Origin of the sequence: Puia dinghuensis, from assembly GCF_014642875.1 — a bacterium.
Taxonomy (GTDB): domain Bacteria; phylum Bacteroidota; class Bacteroidia; order Chitinophagales; family Chitinophagaceae; genus Puia; species Puia dinghuensis.
Map to the genome: position 1 here is coordinate 1671602 of NZ_BMJC01000001.1, position 15826 is coordinate 1687427.

Below are 15826 nucleotides of genomic sequence, written 5' to 3' on the forward strand. Positions count from 1 at the left end.
ACATCGTCAGCGGCAAATAATAGCATTAAAACCACGGCCTCGCAATCCCCGCCCGGAAAGGCCAGGGAATCGTCGCCAGGATGATCACCAGCCCCACCAGGAAAAACCAAAACGTGCGCCTGTGCTTCGCCGCATCCGGAATACTCTTCTTCGCCGCCCCACGGCCGACCGTGATCAACGCAATCGCCACCAGCATCCCGAAAATATGCTCCACCGCATAGAACCGCGCTACCCTATCCTTCATCACCGCCCCAAAACCCAGATTCTGGATCTCGGCAACCCCCCACGGACCCGCGAAATACAAATACAACCCCACCAGCAGCGTCGTATGCGCCGAGATCATCAAAAACAAACCCACCTTCTTATCCCCCGCCGTAAAAGGCCGTCCGGCCCTCATCCCGATAAAACTCTTGTAAATAGCAACCAATGCCAGGATGAGGATCACCCATCGAAGAAAACTATGCAGGTATAACAGTCCGGTGTACATGTAAATGAGGTTTAAACTATTAGAAATGGGTCCAAAGCTACAACCGCCTTCCTGAAAAAAGCCAAATGGGAAGAATTTCCCGCGTTGGAACGCCCTACACACAAACACTAAATTTATTTACTCTGACAATCAACCAATTATAAAAATGGTCTAACCTTAGTCCCAGCCCCAACTGGTGCACATGAACGGTTCCACCAACATGACCCCAACCATCGGTTCCCTGGCCCTGACCAACACCAGCACCATCTTCATCGGGGACCGACCGCTCACCAGCACCGCCTACCTGAATATGAACAGGATCGTACTATTACAATAATAACACCTATCAATATACGAATTCCTCCGGGACCAATTCACGACGGCCTGTACTATCCTGGCAACCACAGCGATCGATCTTTCAGCCAACCTCACCGGTTCCGGCATGCTCCTCCGCACCGACCTGAAAGGACAAACCCAATACACCCTTCATCTGCCCCTCCCGGTGCTGTCCCTCGGCTCCGTCGTTGTACAGACCATCGGCCAAACCGGCACCCACGCCTTTACCGTGCTTGTCCGGTAATTCCGGATCCCGCACCGTCCGTCCAGTCCGCCCGGTCCATCCGAAAGGATTCCTTATTTTTGTCGCATGAAGCATTTCGTAGGTGCCCTATACTGGATGGTTTGCTGCACAGCGCTGCTCACGACAGCATGCAACGGTTACGACAATAAAAAAAATAATGAACAGGCAGTTGTCCTGCACCGACCGCCCTTTGCTCCATTGACCGACAGCCTTACCCGGGCAAAAGACGATGAAGCAGCCGGCCTCTATTTCCGCCGCGGCGAACTACTCGCCCACAACAACCTTCACGAACTGGCCGCTGAAGATTACCGCCACAGCTGGGAACTCCACCCGGACGAGGCCACCGGCTTCCGGTACGCTTCCACCCTCTCCATCATCGGCCAAACCGACCGCGCCATCCAGCTACTGAAGGCCTGCGAACAAAAATTTCCGGATAACCCCTCCTTTCCATCCATGCTCGGCGACCTGTACGAGCAATCCGGTAAAATGAAAGAAGCCCTCGACATCTACGACGGCCTGCTCAGCAAAGACACCGGCAACTTCGAAGCCTGGTACGAAAAAGGCCTGCTGCTGGAAAAAAACCGCGACACCGCCCGGGCGCTTCTCGCGCTGAGCAAAGCTTACGGCCTCCAGCCCGTCAACACCTACGGCCTCGAACTCGCCCACCTCTTTGCCGAGAACCGTAACCCCGCCGCCCTGTCCATCTGCGACGGCATCCTCCGCAAGGACTCCACGCACGAGCTCCTCGACCCGCTCTTCATAAAAGGGATCTACTATTCCAACATCACGCAATACAAAAAGGCCATCGTTCAATTCGATTCCTGCATCAGCCGGGACTGGAAATTCACCGACGCCTACCTCGAAAAAGGCATCGCCCTCTTCGAACAAAAACAGCTTGACAGCGCCATGAGCACCTTCTTCATGACCATCAAAGTATCCAACACCTACCCCGACGGCTATTTCTGGGTCGGCCGTTGCTATGAAGCCACCGGTCATAAAGACCAGGCCATCCTTTACTACCGGCAGGCGCTGGCCCTCGACAGGGATTTTACCGAGGCGGCCGATCGCATCAAAAAACTCCAATAAGGCCGCCCCCACCGTCCCCCCCAAAGCCCGCTGCAATCCCCGCCCCCGCCATCCCTCCGATGCCCCCGGACAACTGCCCAACGCGGAAGTCTTTTATTCCCTATCTTAGCCCGGCAAAAACACAGATATGCCCATTATAGCGCCCTCTTTGCTGGCCTCGAATTTTCTACGGCTCGAAGATGAATGTAAGATGCTCAACGAAAGTGATGCCGACTGGTTCCACCTCGATGTCATGGATGGCCGGTTCGTCCCCAACATCAGCTTCGGCCTGCCGGTGATCGAACAGATACGCAAAACCACAAAAAAGTTCTGTGACGTCCACCTCATGATCGAAGAGCCCGAACGCTATGCCGAAGCCTTTAAAAAAGCCGGCGCCGACCAGCTCACTGTCCACATCGAAGCCTGCCGCCACCTCCACCGCAATGTCCACCAGATAAAATCACTCGGAATGAAAGCCGGGGTAGCCCTCAACCCGCATACACCCGTCGAATTCCTCTCCGATACGCTGCAGGATATCGATACCGTCCTCATCATGAGCGTCGACCCCGGCTTCGGCGGCCAGGAATTTATCCCCCATACGACGCAGAAGATCCGCAATCTCCGCCGGATGATCCATGACAGGGGACTCGACGTCCTCATCGAAGTCGACGGGGGCGTCACCGAAGAGAATGCCACCGCCATCATCCATTCCGGCGCCGACGTCCTGGTGGCAGGCAGCTTCATTTTCCATTCCAAAGACCCGAAAGCAACCATCAGTAAACTAAAGAACCTGGATTGATCGTTCTTCCGTCATCAACAACAACACCTATTTGAGAACCGTCTTCGCCGCCCTGGTCTTCGTTTCCCTGGTCTTTCCGGCTCTTGCCCAAAAAAAGCCCGCGTCCTCACCTGCCAAAACCCCTCCGGCCGGTCAACGGCACACCGCCTTCGTCTCCGGCCGCATCCTGGACGAGAACGAGAACCCGCTCGCAGGCGTATCGGTCACCATCCTCGGCCGCCAATCCGGCCTCATCACCACCGACTCGGGAACCTTCCGCATAAAAGCGCCGGCCGATAAAGCCTTCGCCCTCGTCTTTTCCTTCACGGGCTACAAATCCGAACAACGCAATTTCCTGCTCAATGAAAAGGAAGAAGAAAGCATCGTCGTCCGGCTGGAAAGAAGCGACAATGCCCTGCAGCAAGTGGTTGTCTCCGACCAACGCGATCGCCAGGAGTCGGGCCTGATAAAGATCAACCCCAAAAACGCCATCAACATCCCCACCCCCATCGGCGGCATCGAAAGCCTGCTAAAGGTCTTCGTCGGCTCCAACAACGAGCTCACATCCCAATACTCCGTCCACGGCGGCAACTACGACGAAAACCTCACCTACATCAACGACTTCGAGGTCTTCCGGCCCTATCTCGTCAGCAACGCCCAACAGGAAGGCCTCAGCATCATCAATCCCGAACTGACCCACAGCGTCAACTTCTACACCGGCGGCTTCCAGGCCCGCTACGGCGATAAGATCTCTTCCGCATTGGATATACAATATCGTAAGCCCGGCGGATTCGGCGGCTCCGCCTATGCCGGCCTGCTCGAACAGGGACTCCATCTCGAGGGGACAGGCGCGAACAATAAATTTACCTGGCTCGTCGGCCTGCGCAATCGCACCAACAGCAGCCTGCTCAGCAGCCAGGAGACCCAGGGAACCTACGCCCCTTCATCCTCCGATCTGCAGGCGCAGCTTACCTGGCAGCTCACCCCCCGAACCCAGCTCGAACTGCTGGGGACACTCTCCCAAACCCGTTTCCATCTCATCCCCCAGTCCAGCCAGCTCACCTCATCCATCTTCTCACCGTATTATACCGCCAATCTGGGCCTCGACACCTGGTTCGACGGCCAGGAGAAGGACCAGTACGAAGCCAACCTGCTCGGACTCACCCTCACCCAACAGGTGACCCGGCGACTCAAGCTGAAATGGATGGCCTCCCGCTTCGAAGACAAGGAACAGCAGTCTTACGACATCACAGGCGTATACATCTTCGGCGACCGCGACTTCGATAAGTCAAGCGCCACCTTCGGCCAGATCACCAACCCGCTGGGCGCAGGCGCCTATCAGAACTTCGCACGCGACCACCTCGACATCGACGTGTACAACGTTACGCACAAAGGATACCTCGCCCTCAACCACCACTATCTGCAATGGGGCCTCAGCGCCGAACGGCAACTGGTCGTGTCCCATCTCGACGAATGGCAGTACCAGGACTCCGCCGGCTACTCCCTCCCCTATACACCCGGCGTCCCCAGCATCAGCAATGTCGTCAAGGGCGATCAAAACCCCAATATCACCCGGACGACCGGCTATATCCAGGACAACCTGCTGTTTCGGGACTCCGGCCGCTTCACGCTACAAGGCGGAGTGCGCTACAACTACAACGATCTGAATAAGGAATTCCTCGTCTCTCCGCGGCTCGGCGCATCCTGGCGACCCCGTTACGCGACAAAGGATATCGTCTATAGAGCAGCGGTAGGTATCTACGACCAGCCGCCGTTCTTCCGCGAGATGCTGCGCCCCGACGGCACCCTCAACACCAGGCTCAAAGCGCAGCGCAGCTGGCAGGTCACCGCCGGCTTCGACCAGAACTTTCACATGGGCGATCGCCCCTTCCGGTTCACGACCGAAGCCTATTACAAATCCATGACACGCGTAGATCCCTATGACATCAACAACGTACATATCCAATATTTCGCGCAAAATGACGCCAAGGCCTATGCGACGGGTATCGAGTTCCGCCTCACGGGCGAACTCGTAAAGGACGCAGAGAGCTATCTGAGCCTGGGCTTTATGCGGTCGATGGAAAAGATAGACACGTTCTATTATACCTACACGCTCGACAGCCTCCACCATCCGCTGGACAGCACAAGAACAAGAATGGGCTGGGTCCGCCGGCCAAGTGACCGTCTTTTCAATCTTGGTCTATTCCTTCAAGACTACCTTGCTACCAACAAGAACATCAAAGCCTATCTCAACTTCCTGTACGGCAGCAACCTCCCCTTCAATATTCCCGGCAACCTGCGCTATCGCAATGCCCTCACCATCGATCCCTACATCCGCGTCGATGTCGGCTTCAGCGCCCTGCTGCTCGACAGCGAAAAAAGCAACCGCCGCAGCCACAGCCCCTTCCGCAACTTCGAGAACATCTGGGCCACCCTCGAAGTCTTCAATTTGATCGATCGCGCCAACACCATCTCCTACATGCTGATAAAAGACTTCTCCAACACCACCTATGCCATCCCCGAACGCCTCACCCCCCGCCTGCTAAACCTAAAGCTCGTCGGCACCTTCTAACGGGTCCCTTGGGCGCCTCCCGCGCTTCGGCCAGAACTTCGTCGACGCTGCTTCGCCACGCGTCTCCTCGTTCGGGTCCATCGCTCACGCTCGGACCCCTCGCGCGGGTCGGGCTTTCCGTTCCAAGTCCTCGCCCTGGACCTTCGCCAGCGCTCGGTTTCTCGGCCTCCGGGCTTTCCACTGCAATCCCTGGCGCAATCCTTGCGATTCTACGCAAAAATTTTTCGTCAAATCCGCAACTTTTTTGCGTATATTCACGTGTCAATTCCCACAAAAACCGCAATCTTCCCATCCAGGGAACCCATCCTGTGATTATATTGGTGCAATCACCTCATCCTCAACATCTTAATTTTTTGGCCGCAAATTGGTCTATATTATTGTAAACCGCGCATATGAAAACCCTTATGACAACGCTCAACAACTTCCTCAATACCGTCCTTATCAATCTGACCTTCCACAAAGAAAAAATGCCTGCATTGATCCCCGTGCGTGTCGTTACCAAGGTCAACCCGCATCAGCGTTAACAACGCTCATCCCGGTACCCCGTAACAGCCCGCATCTAACCCTAAAATTTAAATCCTAGAGGCTATGGTTATGGCAATTGAAATTTCGGTTTACCCGAATCCGTTTGATCATTATCTCATGCTCGAGATAACGTGCGAAGAACCGATCGACTGCATCATTCTGTTGGCCGATCTCCAACAAGGCAAAATCATCCGCATGTTAGGCGCCGGCCTGAAGAGCGGCACCAATCGCATCCCCCTCGACGACCTGCAATCACTCGCCGCAGGTAACTACCAATTGGAAATAAAAACAGCCGCCGCCGACTCTGTCTTCCGGACCAAGCTCTTCAAGCAGTCGGCCGAAGGCCCTACCATTTCTCTTAACTGATCAACGATACGAGCAACCCATCGCGACAATTACGGAGGCATCTCAATGGTGCCTCCTTTCTTTTGCCCTCATTCGAGCCATCTTCAGTCCTCATTCGAGCCATCCTTGGACCTAATTCCAACCGGCATCCTTACCTTTGCCCCATGACAAAGCTCTCGGTCAACATCAACAAATTCGCAACCCTCCGCAATAGCCGCGGCGGCAACAATCCCGACGTCGTCAAAGCAGCCGTAGACGCCCAACTCTTCGGCGCCGACGGCGTCACCGTCCACCCCCGCCCCGACGAACGCCACATCCGTTATGCCGATGTCTACGCCATCAAATCCATCATCACCACGGAATTTAATATCGAAGGGAATTCCCAGGAACAGAAGTTCGTCGACCTCGTCCTCGACGTAAAACCCACCCAGGTCACCCTCGTCCCCGACGCCCTCGATCAGATCACCTCCAACCACGGCTGGGATACCATCCGTCACAAGGAATATCTCGTGGAGATCGTAAGCGTCTTTCAAAAAGCCGGCATCCGCGTCAGCCTTTTCGTCGACCCCGTCATCGCCATGGTGGAAGGCGCGGCCGACACCGGCACCGATCGGATCGAACTCTACACCGAAGCCTACGCCCATGGCTATCCCGCTGACAAAGAAAAAGCCATCGCCCCCTATCACCAGGCAGCCCTCCGCGCCCGCGAACTCGGCCTCGGCCTCAACGCCGGCCACGATCTCGATCTCCACAACCTGCACTACTTCTCCCGCAACATCCCGCATCTCGACGAGGTCTCCATTGGCCACGCCCTCATCTGCGACGCCCTCTACCTCGGCTACGAGAACACGATCCAGCTCTACAAACGCCAGCTCCAGCCCACCCCCTAAAACCCCATCCCCACCGCAACCCCACGGCCGCCACTCCCCCCTCATCGCGCCGCCCGCCGCATCCTCATCGCCCCGCCGCCGCGTCCCGCTTGCAAATACGCGCACTATCCCCTATATTTAGAATATGCTGAAACGCATCGCCGCCTACTGCTTGATCGTGCTGGGCCTCACTACCGTCATCATAGGCTTCATTACCTTCCTCTTCTTCCGCCACTATAGCGGCAAACTCATCCCCTACCCCTGGGCCTTCATCCTGCTGGGCATCGGCATGTTACCGGCCGGCTACCTCCTGATGGGCTACGCGGTGTCCGTGACCAATAAAGCCGATCTCAGAAAGCTGCAACAACGCATCGAAGACCTAAAGGCTAACGGCGAAAAGATCCCGGTCGACCTCAATAGCTGCGACATTCGCGGCCACGACTACTCCGAACAAGTTTCCTCGGATGACCCCGATTATCCATTCCACTACTTGCATCATTATCACATCAACGAAGAACCCATTACGCGCGAGATACCTCAATCCATCATCATCTTCCCCTATTCCAATAGCCGCACCGGCCTCACAGAAAAATTCTACAGCCCCGTTATCCCAAAAGATCAACTAACCCTCTCCTTCTATCTCGATCGTCAAAAGCAAACCACCCTTTACGTAGATAGAACCAACCGGAAGCTATACTATTTCGACCTCGACTTCCTGAAAGCCTGAGACTCCCAAGCCCACAAGCAACCCCAGGACCGCCATCACCCCCTCATCGCCCCTCCCGCCGCAACCCCACGGCCGCCACTCCCCCCTCATTGCGCCACTCCTTTTTCAACCACTGCCGCCCATTCTTCAACGCCCTGCCCCCCAACCCAATGCCCCGGCGCTCATATCCCTGTTATCCGCCTCCCCTGTAAAATCCCTTCCCCCCGGCAACCCAAATCACCATCTTTACTCCACATTCACCAAAAAACATCCATATGAACAAAGGTCTTCTCACCGCTACTGTGGTGGCCGTCCTCTGCCTCGGCGCCAACTCCCGATCCTTCGCCCAGTTGACAACCCTCCCCGACGGCGGAAACAAAAAAGCCTCCGTCAGCGAGCGCATAGGCCTCACCGATGTTACCATCGACTACGACCGACCCGCCGTCAAAGGCCGCGAAGGCCAGATCTGGGGAAAGCTCGTCCCCGCCGGCTACACCGACCAGGGCTTTGGCACCAGCAAGGCAGCACCCTGGCGGGCAGGCGCCAATGAGAACACCACCATCGAATTCAGCACCGATGTCACAGTCGAAGGCAAACCCCTCCCGGCAGGAAAATACGCATTCTTCGTCGCCTACGGCCCCGACGATTGCACGCTTATCTTCTCCCGCAATTCCACATCCTGGGGTAGCTTCTTCTACGACCCCAAAGAAGACGCCCTGCGCGTCGACGTAAAACCTGTCCCGATGGATAAAGAAGTAGAAAGGCTGAAATATGAGTTCACCGATCAAAAGGAGAATGCCGCCACCATCGCCCTGGAATGGGAAAAGCTCAGCATCCCCTTCAAAGTGGAAGTAGACTATGTCAACCAGCAGTTGGAGTCCTTCCGCCACGAACTCCGCAACAGCAAGGGCTTCACCTGGAACTCCTATCAGCAGGCCGCCGAATTCTGCGCCACCCGCAATGTCGATCTCCAGGAAGGACTCACCTGGGCCGACAACGCCATCAACCTGCCCTTCATCGGTGAGAAGAACTTCCAGACCCTCTCCACAAAAGCGCAGGTCCTCGCCGCGCTCAACCGCAAGGACGAAGCCGACGCCGTCATGAAAGAAGCCCTGCCCATGGGAAAAGTCAACGAGGTGCATGCATACGCCCGCCAGCTCCTGGCAGCGAAAAGATCAAAGGACGCCTTCGACGCCTTCAAGCTCAACTATGACAAACACCCCAACGAATTCACAACGAATATGGGCATGGCCAGAGGATATTCCGCAATGGGCGACTACAAAAAAGCTATGGAATATTTAAAGAAAGCGCAGACCATGGCGCCCGACAAGGCAAATAAGAACAACATCGCACAGATGATACCCAAACTCGAAAAAGGTCAAGATATAAATTGAGTCGCACCCACCGCTAACAAAGAGCCCCGCCGTAAGCGGGGCTCCTCATTTAATTACATCCTAGTAGCTCGCAAAGCTTCTGCTGCAACGCCTCCCCTCGCAAGTTTCGCGCTATGATCTTCCCATTGGGATCCACCAATAAATTCTGCGGAATACTTTCAATATGGTATTTGGTCGCAACATCATTGTACCAAAACTTAAGATCGCTCACCTGTGTCCAGGAAAGCCCATCATCCTTTATCGCCTTGACCCAGGGCTCCTTCGCCTTGTCAAGACTGACCCCCAGCACGGTAAAATTCTTGTCCTTGAATTTCTTGTATGTTGCCACCACGTTGGGATTCTCCATCCGGCAAGGGCCACACCAGGAAGCCCAGAAATCTACCAGCACATATTTCCCCTTAAAAGAAGAAAGAGTCACGGCACGCCCCGCCGTATCGTTCTGCGTAAAATCTATCTCATCCGTACCGACAGCCCCTACGCTTGCCTTCTCCAACATCGGCCCTAAATACTGGGCATAATAGCCCTTCTGCACATCCGCCGAAAGCGAATGCAGCCGCTTCTCCTGCGCCAGCACGTCTTCGGTAAGCTGATTGACCACCACCAGCACAAAAGGAGAGACATAGGAATTTGGCCGCTGCGCAATGAATTGATCAACGGAAATAAAGATAGAATCTGTCAATCGCTTATACGTCCGGAAAAGCGAGTCGCGTATCGACGCCCCCGCAGGAGTATTAGCCACACTCATCACGGCATTCAGCCGTGTAAAATAAGGGGTGAACATCGCCTGGAACGCCGTAAAATCATCGTTGCTCGACGAACCCGTCATCTTCAGTCCCGCGATGTCCTCCACGCTGCCGCTGAGGCTCATCTTATCATTACCCAAAAACACCGGAACCTTCTTCTTCGCCGAAGCAAAATTCAATTCATAAAGATTCGGCTCCGATACATGACCGCTAAGTACAAACTGCCCGTCTTTTACCAAAGCTTTCGCTACCGTATCGGTGGGATTCGATGCATCGACAACAAAAACCGTGGATTTCTCCGCCAGACCCGCCACCTTCCCCGTTATCGTAAACCCGGGCGCCGCCTGCTGCGCAAGCCCCACCACCGGCAAAGCCAGCATTACTCCAAAAAATAATTTCATATAATCATTAGTTTTCATGTCTCCCACGTAACACATCCGTTACATCCTGTAAGTTATATCCTTTTGCATTGAGAAGGATCAAATAATGGAACAAAAGGTCTGCTGCCTCATTCAGAAAAAGCTTGTCATCATGATCCTTGGACTCGATCACCAGCTCTACTGCCTCTTCCCCAACTTTTTGCGCAATTTTGTTAATGCCTTTGTCAAAAAGGCGCGCAACATAGGAGGTCTCGGCATTCCCGTCGCGGCGGCGCTGCTCGATAATCTCTTCCAGGCATACCAGGAAGTCCTCCCGATGGTTCTTCTCATTCCAGCAGGTGTCAGCGCCCGTGTGACACACAGGTCCAAGCGGCTCCGCCTTGATCAACAGCGTATCCTCATCGCAGTCCACGGTAATCTGCTTAACCAGCAGGAAATTACCGCTTTCCTCTCCCTTGATCCAAAGCCGCTGCTTGCTCCGGCTGAAAAACGTGACCTTTCCCTCTTTCTGCGTCTGATCCAGCGCTTCCTGGTTCATATACCCCAGCATCAGCACCTTTTCCGTCACATGGTCCTGCACAATGGCCGGCACCAGCCCGTCCGGTGACTTCGCAAAATTGACGGTTAAAGTGTTTGTCATATGATCATTTTTTATTTTCCGCGAATCGCCGCCTGGTTCATCGTTTCTAGAGCCGAACGGCAATCCCGCGCTCCTGCAAATATCCTTTTAATTCCGGAATGGCGATCTCCTTAAAGTGGAAGATACTGGCCGCAAGCGCCGCATCCGCCTTCCCCGCTTCCAACACTTCCACAAAATGATCAGGGATCCCCCCGCCACCGGAGGCGATCACCGGCACCGGCAAAGCCTCCGCCAGCTGCCGCGTAATATCCAGCGCAAAGCCCTTCTTCGTACCGTCATTGTTCATCGAGGTCAGCAGTATCTCTCCTGCCCCCCTGTCTACGACATTATGTGCCCAATCAATACACTTCGTCTCCGTCTTCACCCTTCCGCCATTCAGATAGACATACCACTGCCCATCGGCTTCCATTCGGGTATCAATAGCCGCTACCACACACTGGCTGCCAAACTCCTTCGCAAGCTCCGACACCAGCTCAGGCCGCCGGAAGGCCGACGTATTGACGGAGATCTTGTCGGCGCCATTCTGCAACAACACCCGCACATCGTCCACACTGCTGATGCCACCCCCCACCGTAAAAGGAATATTGATATGATGGGCGATACGGTTCACCAGCTCGCTCAACGTCTTTCGCTTCTCATTGGTCGCAGTAATATCCAGAAACACCAGCTCATCGGCGCCCTCCCGCGCATACAACGCCCCCAGTTCCACCGGGTCCCCGGCATCGCGGATATTTTCAAAATTTACCCCCTTGACGGTCCGGCCGTCTTTAATATCCAGACACGGTATGATTCTCTTCGTCAGCATAGTTCTTTTAATGTTATCCGTCCTTCATAAATAGCTTTCCCTATAATAACCCCTTTGCATCCCACTTCTTCCAATCGCCGCACATCATCCATTCCACTTACTCCACCGCTGGCGATAAAATGCAGCTCGGGAAACTTCCCGACAATATTTCTATACAACTCCAACGCCGGCCCCTGCAACAACCCATCCTTGCTCACATCCGTACAAAACACCTGCCGAACGCCCTTGTCCAGGTACTCGGCGATAAAATCATACACCCACCGGTCAGTCGTCTCCTGCCAGCCACTCACCGCGATCTTCTCATCCTTTACATCCGCCCCCAGTAAGAACCTTTCGGCCCCATACGCTGACAACCAACTGACAAACAACGGCCCATCCTTGACGGCAATACTCCCCACCGTAGCCAGCGCGGCGCCCGAATCGAAAACGATCTCCACATCCGCCGCCGTCTTGATCCCGCCCCCAAAATCGATCACCAGCCCCGTCTTACCCGCCAGCGTCTCCAGCACCTTCCAGTTCTTCACCGCTCCTGCCTTCGCCCCATCCAGGTCCACTAAATGCAGCCGCCGCAACCCCGCATCCTCAAACGCCTTGGCCACTTCCAGCGGATGTTCGTTATACACTTTCTTCTGGCTGTAATCGCCCTGTGTCAACCGAACACACTTCCCGTCAATAATATCAATAGCCGGTATAATTTCCATGATCAGATCAAATCAATAAAGTTTCTCAATATCCTTTCCCCCGCCTGTGCAGACTTCTCCGGATGGAACTGAACTCCATAAAAATTGTCCCGGTGCAGGGCCGAAGAGAACGTCTCCCCATATCCGGTGCGGGCAATCGTCTGTTCACCCAACGCGGCATAATACCCATGTACAAAATAACAATAGCTCTTATCTGCAACTCCTTCAAACAGCGGCGACCGAAGATCATAGATGTTGTTCCACCCGATCTGCGGCACCTTCAACCCACCCTCACCGGAAAACTTCCGCACCTTCTCTTCAAAAATTCCCAGACAGGTAGTATCATTCTCTTCGCTATAACTGCACATCAGCTGCATTCCCAGGCAAATCCCCAGCACCGGCTGCCGCACCCCCTTTATCACGGCATCAAGTCCTCGCTCCCGCAAATACTCCATCGCCGTGCTCGCCTCGCCTACCCCGGGAAAGATCACCTTGTCCGCCGCAACAATTTGCGCTGCATCATCAGTGACGACAGCCTCCCTCCCGATCCGCTCCAGCGCATACAACACCGATTGGATATTCCCCGCGTTATACTTTATAATAACCAGCTTCATATCGCACTCTTTTTCGCTGCCCCCGATGCCTCAGCGGGCCCCAAAATACCCGATAAAAATTTTTTCGTCGCCGCCCCAACATCCGCCCCACCTTCCAGCGCCCGGATATACGCCGTCCCGATAATCGCTCCATTGGCATGCCTGCAAGCCGCTTCAAAAGTCCCCCGGTCGCGGATACCAAAACCCACCAACACCGGATTCTTCAGCTGCATCTGCTGCAACCGCGCAAAATATGCCTCCTGCTCCCCCATATCCTTGTCCTTCCCCGTTGTCGAAGACGACGACACGGCATACAAAAATCCCGAACTCAAACCATCCACCTGCCGGATCCGTTCCGGAGAGGTCTCCGGCGTCACCAGGAACACAAAGTCCAACCCACACTTCCTCATCACCGGCCCATACTCCGTCTCGAACTCGTATATCGGCAGATCGGGCAGTATCAATCCATCCACGCCCGCAGCAGCCGCATCGGCACAAAATCGCTCAAATCCATATTGCAACACCGGGTTCATATACCCCATCAGCAACACCGGAACGCCGATCGACTCCCTCATCCTGGCAAGCTGCCCGAACAACGTAGCCAGTGTCATCCCATTCGACAAAGCAACAGTGCTGCTCGCCTGTATCACCGGACCATCCGCCAGCGGATCGCTATACGGCATCCCCAATTCGATAAGATCGGCCCCATTGTCCTGCAACGCCTTCATTACTTCCAGCGTGCTGTCCAGCCTGGGGAATCCCGCGGTGCAATACACATTCAATACCTTACTGCTCTTTCGTTTGAATAATTCCGTTATCCTGCTCATATGTTACCTCCTTCCATTACTCGCATATATGTCGCCATATCTTTATCGCCCCGCCCGCTAAGACAGAGCACTACAGTATCCTGTTCATTCAGCTGCAGCTGATCCAACGCCGCCACCGCATGCGCCGATTCCAGCGCCGGGATGATCCCTTCGAGGCGAGTCAATTCAAAAGCCGCTGCCACCGCCTCATCATCTGTGGCACTCAGGAAAGTAGCGCGCCCACTATCGAACAAGTATGCATGAAGCGGACCGATGCCCGGATAATCAAGACCTGCCGAGATACTATGCGGTTCCACCACCTGCCCATCCTCCGTCTGCATCACATAGCTGCGGCTCCCATGCAATATCCCAGGTTTTCCCAACTGCGTCGTCGCGGCGCTCATCCCGCTGTGAATCCCATGCCCCGCCGCTTCTACCGCGATCAGCTCCACTTCTCCTTCCTCGAGAAAATGATAAAAAGCACCCGCCGCATTGCTGCCTCCACCAACACAAGCAATAACATGCGTTGGCAGCTCACTCCCCGTCTTCTCCTTCAGCTGCGCCCGCGTTTCTTCGCTGATCACACTCTGAAACCGGGCCACCAGATCCGGGTAGGGATGCGGTCCTACGACACTACCGATGATATAATGCGTGTCGACAGGATTGTTGATCCAGTCCCGGATGGCCTCATTCGTCGCATCCTTCAACGTTTTGCTGCCACTGGTCGCGGGCACCACCTTCGCCCCAAGCATCTTCATCCTCGCCACATTCGGCGCCTGCCGCTCGATATCCTTCTCGCCCATATAGACGATACACTCGATGCCTTTCAGGGCACAGACGGTGGCCGTCGCCACCCCATGCTGACCCGCCCCCGTCTCGGCGATGATCCGCCGCTTGCCAAGCCGCTGCGCCAGCAATATCTGACCGATCGTATTGTTGATCTTATGCGCCCCGGTATGATTGAGGTCCTCCCGTTTGAGATAGATACGGGTATTGTACTTCGCACTCAGCCGCCCCGCCAGGTACAAAGGCGATGGCCTTCCAACATAGTCCCTCAACAGATCGCGATACTCCATCTGAAAAGCCGCCTCATGCATTATCTCCAGGTAGCGACGCCGCAACTCCTCCACATTGGGGTAAAGCATCTCCGGGATGAATGCCCCGCCAAACTTCCCATAATATCCCCGCTCATCCGGAGAGGTACTGACTCTTTCCTTTATCATAAAGATGTTATTATTTGTTTGTCCCCTTTATCCCGTCGAGCATCGCCCTAACCTTCTTCAGATCCTTTACCCCGGGACTCACCTCGAACTTACTGTTGATATCTATCGCAAACAGCTTCCGCGCCACCGGCTCCCGTTCAAATTCCCTCAGCTTCTCCACATCCCCCGGCTCGATACCCCCGCTGAGGAAAAAGAGTTTATCGATGTTCGCTGGCTTCAGCGTGTCCCAATTGAACTTCTTTCCCGTGCCCCCATAGCCCACCCCTTCCGTGTCGAAAAGGAACATATCGCAATAGTCCTGGTAAGGCCGGATAAGCCAGTCTATCGGATCGTTCTCACCAAGCCGGAAGACCTTGATCACCGTAATATAGTTGGCCAGCTGCTCGCAAAAGTGCGGGGTCTCGTCTCCATGAAGCTGCACCATATCCAGTCCATAGCTGTCCACCTGCTTCATCACCTCGTCATAGGTAGCATTCACAAATACCCCCACCTTACCAAGCCGGAGCCTGGCCTTCTTCACCTGCTCGCCGGCAAGATGGCGGACCACATAACGGGGAGATTTGGGGTAGAAGATAAAACCGGCGAAGTCGACCCCCATGGCGTCGAGCTGTTTCACCTGGTCTAACTCGGTCATTCCGCAAACTTTTACTCTCATA

Annotated in this window: 19 protein-coding genes; 10 read left to right on the top strand and 9 right to left on the bottom strand. The window is 54.8% G+C overall.

Going from position 1 to position 15826, the window contains the following annotated elements; genetic code table 11:
• Positions 1-25 precede the first annotated feature (25 nt).
• Entirely contained in the window at positions 26-487 is a 462-nt protein-coding gene (locus IEY39_RS06665; protein ID WP_188929726.1) for a hypothetical protein, read from the bottom strand.
• A 181-nt stretch (positions 488-668) separates the two neighbouring features.
• On the opposite strand from IEY39_RS06665, the gene IEY39_RS30065 reads away from it, so the two are divergent.
• From IEY39_RS30065 to IEY39_RS06705, 10 genes are all read left to right on the top strand, one after another.
• Positions 669-803: a hypothetical protein gene (locus IEY39_RS30065; protein ID WP_262892846.1), complete on the top strand. Its 135-nt coding sequence runs from the start codon at positions 669-671 to the stop codon at positions 801-803.
• A 105-nt stretch (positions 804-908) separates the two neighbouring features.
• Complete coding sequence (locus IEY39_RS06670; protein ID WP_188929728.1) at positions 909-1046, top strand: hypothetical protein; 138 nt, start codon at positions 909-911, stop codon at positions 1044-1046.
• Positions 1047-1112: 66 nt separating this feature from the next.
• Complete coding sequence (locus IEY39_RS06675) at positions 1113-2132, top strand: tetratricopeptide repeat protein (protein ID WP_188929730.1); 1020 nt, start codon at positions 1113-1115, stop codon at positions 2130-2132.
• Between the two features lie 127 nt (positions 2133-2259).
• Entirely contained in the window at positions 2260-2910 is a 651-nt protein-coding gene (rpe, locus tag IEY39_RS06680; RefSeq protein WP_188929732.1) for a ribulose-phosphate 3-epimerase, read from the top strand.
• 31 nt (positions 2911-2941) lie between these two features.
• Entirely contained in the window at positions 2942-5461 is a 2520-nt protein-coding gene (locus IEY39_RS06685; RefSeq protein WP_188929734.1) for a carboxypeptidase-like regulatory domain-containing protein, read from the top strand.
• A 392-nt stretch (positions 5462-5853) separates the two neighbouring features.
• The gene (locus IEY39_RS30070) at positions 5854-5985 is read left to right on the top strand and encodes a hypothetical protein (protein WP_262892847.1); all 132 of its coding nucleotides are present in this window, start codon (positions 5854-5856) and stop codon (positions 5983-5985) included.
• 70 nt (positions 5986-6055) lie between these two features.
• Complete coding sequence (locus tag IEY39_RS06690; protein ID WP_188929736.1) at positions 6056-6352, top strand: T9SS type A sorting domain-containing protein; 297 nt, start codon at positions 6056-6058, stop codon at positions 6350-6352.
• A 143-nt stretch (positions 6353-6495) separates the two neighbouring features.
• Positions 6496-7221, top strand: coding sequence for a pyridoxine 5'-phosphate synthase (locus IEY39_RS06695; RefSeq protein ID WP_188929738.1), 726 nt, complete (start codon positions 6496-6498; stop codon positions 7219-7221).
• Between the two features lie 124 nt (positions 7222-7345).
• The gene (locus IEY39_RS06700; RefSeq protein WP_188929740.1) at positions 7346-7927 is read left to right on the top strand and encodes a hypothetical protein; all 582 of its coding nucleotides are present in this window, start codon (positions 7346-7348) and stop codon (positions 7925-7927) included.
• A gap of 254 nt (positions 7928-8181) precedes the next feature.
• Positions 8182-9300, top strand: a complete 1119-nt coding sequence (locus IEY39_RS06705) for a DUF2911 domain-containing protein (RefSeq protein WP_188929742.1) — start codon at positions 8182-8184, stop codon at positions 9298-9300.
• Positions 9301-9349: 49 nt separating this feature from the next.
• Here IEY39_RS06705 and IEY39_RS06710 read toward each other — a convergent pair whose 3' ends face one another.
• From IEY39_RS06710 to IEY39_RS06745, 8 genes are read right to left on the bottom strand one after another with little or no spacing between them, the layout of a single operon-like run.
• A complete protein-coding gene (locus tag IEY39_RS06710; protein ID WP_188929744.1) occupies positions 9350-10444 on the bottom strand; it encodes a TlpA disulfide reductase family protein in 1095 nt (364 codons plus the stop codon).
• A gap of 7 nt (positions 10445-10451) precedes the next feature.
• The gene (hisIE, locus tag IEY39_RS06715; RefSeq protein WP_188929746.1) at positions 10452-11063 is read right to left on the bottom strand and encodes a bifunctional phosphoribosyl-AMP cyclohydrolase/phosphoribosyl-ATP diphosphatase HisIE; all 612 of its coding nucleotides are present in this window, start codon (positions 11061-11063) and stop codon (positions 10452-10454) included.
• Between the two features lie 46 nt (positions 11064-11109).
• Positions 11110-11868 (bottom strand): imidazole glycerol phosphate synthase subunit HisF, encoded by a 759-nt coding sequence (gene hisF / locus IEY39_RS06720; protein ID WP_188929749.1) that lies wholly within the window; start codon positions 11866-11868, stop codon positions 11110-11112.
• Positions 11862-12569 (bottom strand): 1-(5-phosphoribosyl)-5-[(5-phosphoribosylamino)methylideneamino]imidazole-4-carboxamide isomerase, encoded by a 708-nt coding sequence (hisA, locus tag IEY39_RS06725; protein ID WP_188929751.1) that lies wholly within the window; start codon positions 12567-12569, stop codon positions 11862-11864. Before hisA ends, hisF begins: the two co-directional genes overlap by 7 nt.
• Before the next feature lie 2 nt (positions 12570-12571).
• Positions 12572-13162, bottom strand: a complete 591-nt coding sequence (hisH, locus tag IEY39_RS06730; RefSeq protein WP_188929753.1) for an imidazole glycerol phosphate synthase subunit HisH — start codon at positions 13160-13162, stop codon at positions 12572-12574.
• Positions 13159-13968: a tryptophan synthase subunit alpha gene (trpA, locus tag IEY39_RS06735; RefSeq protein WP_188929754.1), complete on the bottom strand. Its 810-nt coding sequence runs from the start codon at positions 13966-13968 to the stop codon at positions 13159-13161. The genes hisH and trpA overlap by 4 nt, the downstream gene beginning before the upstream one ends.
• Entirely contained in the window at positions 13965-15170 is a 1206-nt protein-coding gene (gene trpB / locus IEY39_RS06740; protein ID WP_188929756.1) for a tryptophan synthase subunit beta, read from the bottom strand. The genes trpA and trpB overlap by 4 nt, the downstream gene beginning before the upstream one ends.
• Positions 15171-15180: 10 nt before the next feature.
• Entirely contained in the window at positions 15181-15825 is a 645-nt protein-coding gene (locus IEY39_RS06745; protein WP_188929758.1) for a phosphoribosylanthranilate isomerase, read from the bottom strand.
• Position 15826 lies beyond the last annotated feature (1 nt).

Bases quoted from the DNA above. Each gene is read 5' to 3' on its own strand.
- IEY39_RS06710 (WP_188929744.1), bottom strand. From the start codon at position 10,444: ATGAAATTATTTTTTGGAGTAATGCTGGCTTTGCCGGTGGTGGGGCTT.
- IEY39_RS30065 (WP_262892846.1), top strand. From the start codon at position 669: ATGAACGGTTCCACCAACATGACCCCAACCATCGGTTCCCTGGCCCTG.
- IEY39_RS06670 (WP_188929728.1), top strand. From the start codon at position 909: ATGCTCCTCCGCACCGACCTGAAAGGACAAACCCAATACACCCTTCAT.
- hisH (WP_188929753.1), bottom strand. From the start codon at position 13,162: ATGAAGCTGGTTATTATAAAGTATAACGCGGGGAATATCCAATCGGTG.
- IEY39_RS06695 (WP_188929738.1), top strand. From the start codon at position 6,496: ATGACAAAGCTCTCGGTCAACATCAACAAATTCGCAACCCTCCGCAAT.
- trpB (WP_188929756.1), bottom strand. From the start codon at position 15,170: ATGATAAAGGAAAGAGTCAGTACCTCTCCGGATGAGCGGGGATATTAT.
- trpA (WP_188929754.1), bottom strand. From the start codon at position 13,968: ATGAGCAGGATAACGGAATTATTCAAACGAAAGAGCAGTAAGGTATTG.
- IEY39_RS30070 (WP_262892847.1), top strand. From the start codon at position 5,854: ATGAAAACCCTTATGACAACGCTCAACAACTTCCTCAATACCGTCCTT.
- IEY39_RS06690 (WP_188929736.1), top strand. From the start codon at position 6,056: ATGGCAATTGAAATTTCGGTTTACCCGAATCCGTTTGATCATTATCTC.
- hisA (WP_188929751.1), bottom strand. From the start codon at position 12,569: ATGGAAATTATACCGGCTATTGATATTATTGACGGGAAGTGTGTTCGG.
- hisF (WP_188929749.1), bottom strand. From the start codon at position 11,868: ATGCTGACGAAGAGAATCATACCGTGTCTGGATATTAAAGACGGCCGG.
- hisIE (WP_188929746.1), bottom strand. From the start codon at position 11,063: ATGACAAACACTTTAACCGTCAATTTTGCGAAGTCACCGGACGGGCTG.
- IEY39_RS06675 (WP_188929730.1), top strand. From the start codon at position 1,113: ATGAAGCATTTCGTAGGTGCCCTATACTGGATGGTTTGCTGCACAGCG.
- rpe (WP_188929732.1), top strand. From the start codon at position 2,260: ATGCCCATTATAGCGCCCTCTTTGCTGGCCTCGAATTTTCTACGGCTC.
- IEY39_RS06745 (WP_188929758.1), bottom strand. From the start codon at position 15,825: ATGAGAGTAAAAGTTTGCGGAATGACCGAGTTAGACCAGGTGAAACAG.
- IEY39_RS06705 (WP_188929742.1), top strand. From the start codon at position 8,182: ATGAACAAAGGTCTTCTCACCGCTACTGTGGTGGCCGTCCTCTGCCTC.
- IEY39_RS06700 (WP_188929740.1), top strand. From the start codon at position 7,346: ATGCTGAAACGCATCGCCGCCTACTGCTTGATCGTGCTGGGCCTCACT.
- IEY39_RS06665 (WP_188929726.1), bottom strand. From the start codon at position 487: ATGTACACCGGACTGTTATACCTGCATAGTTTTCTTCGATGGGTGATC.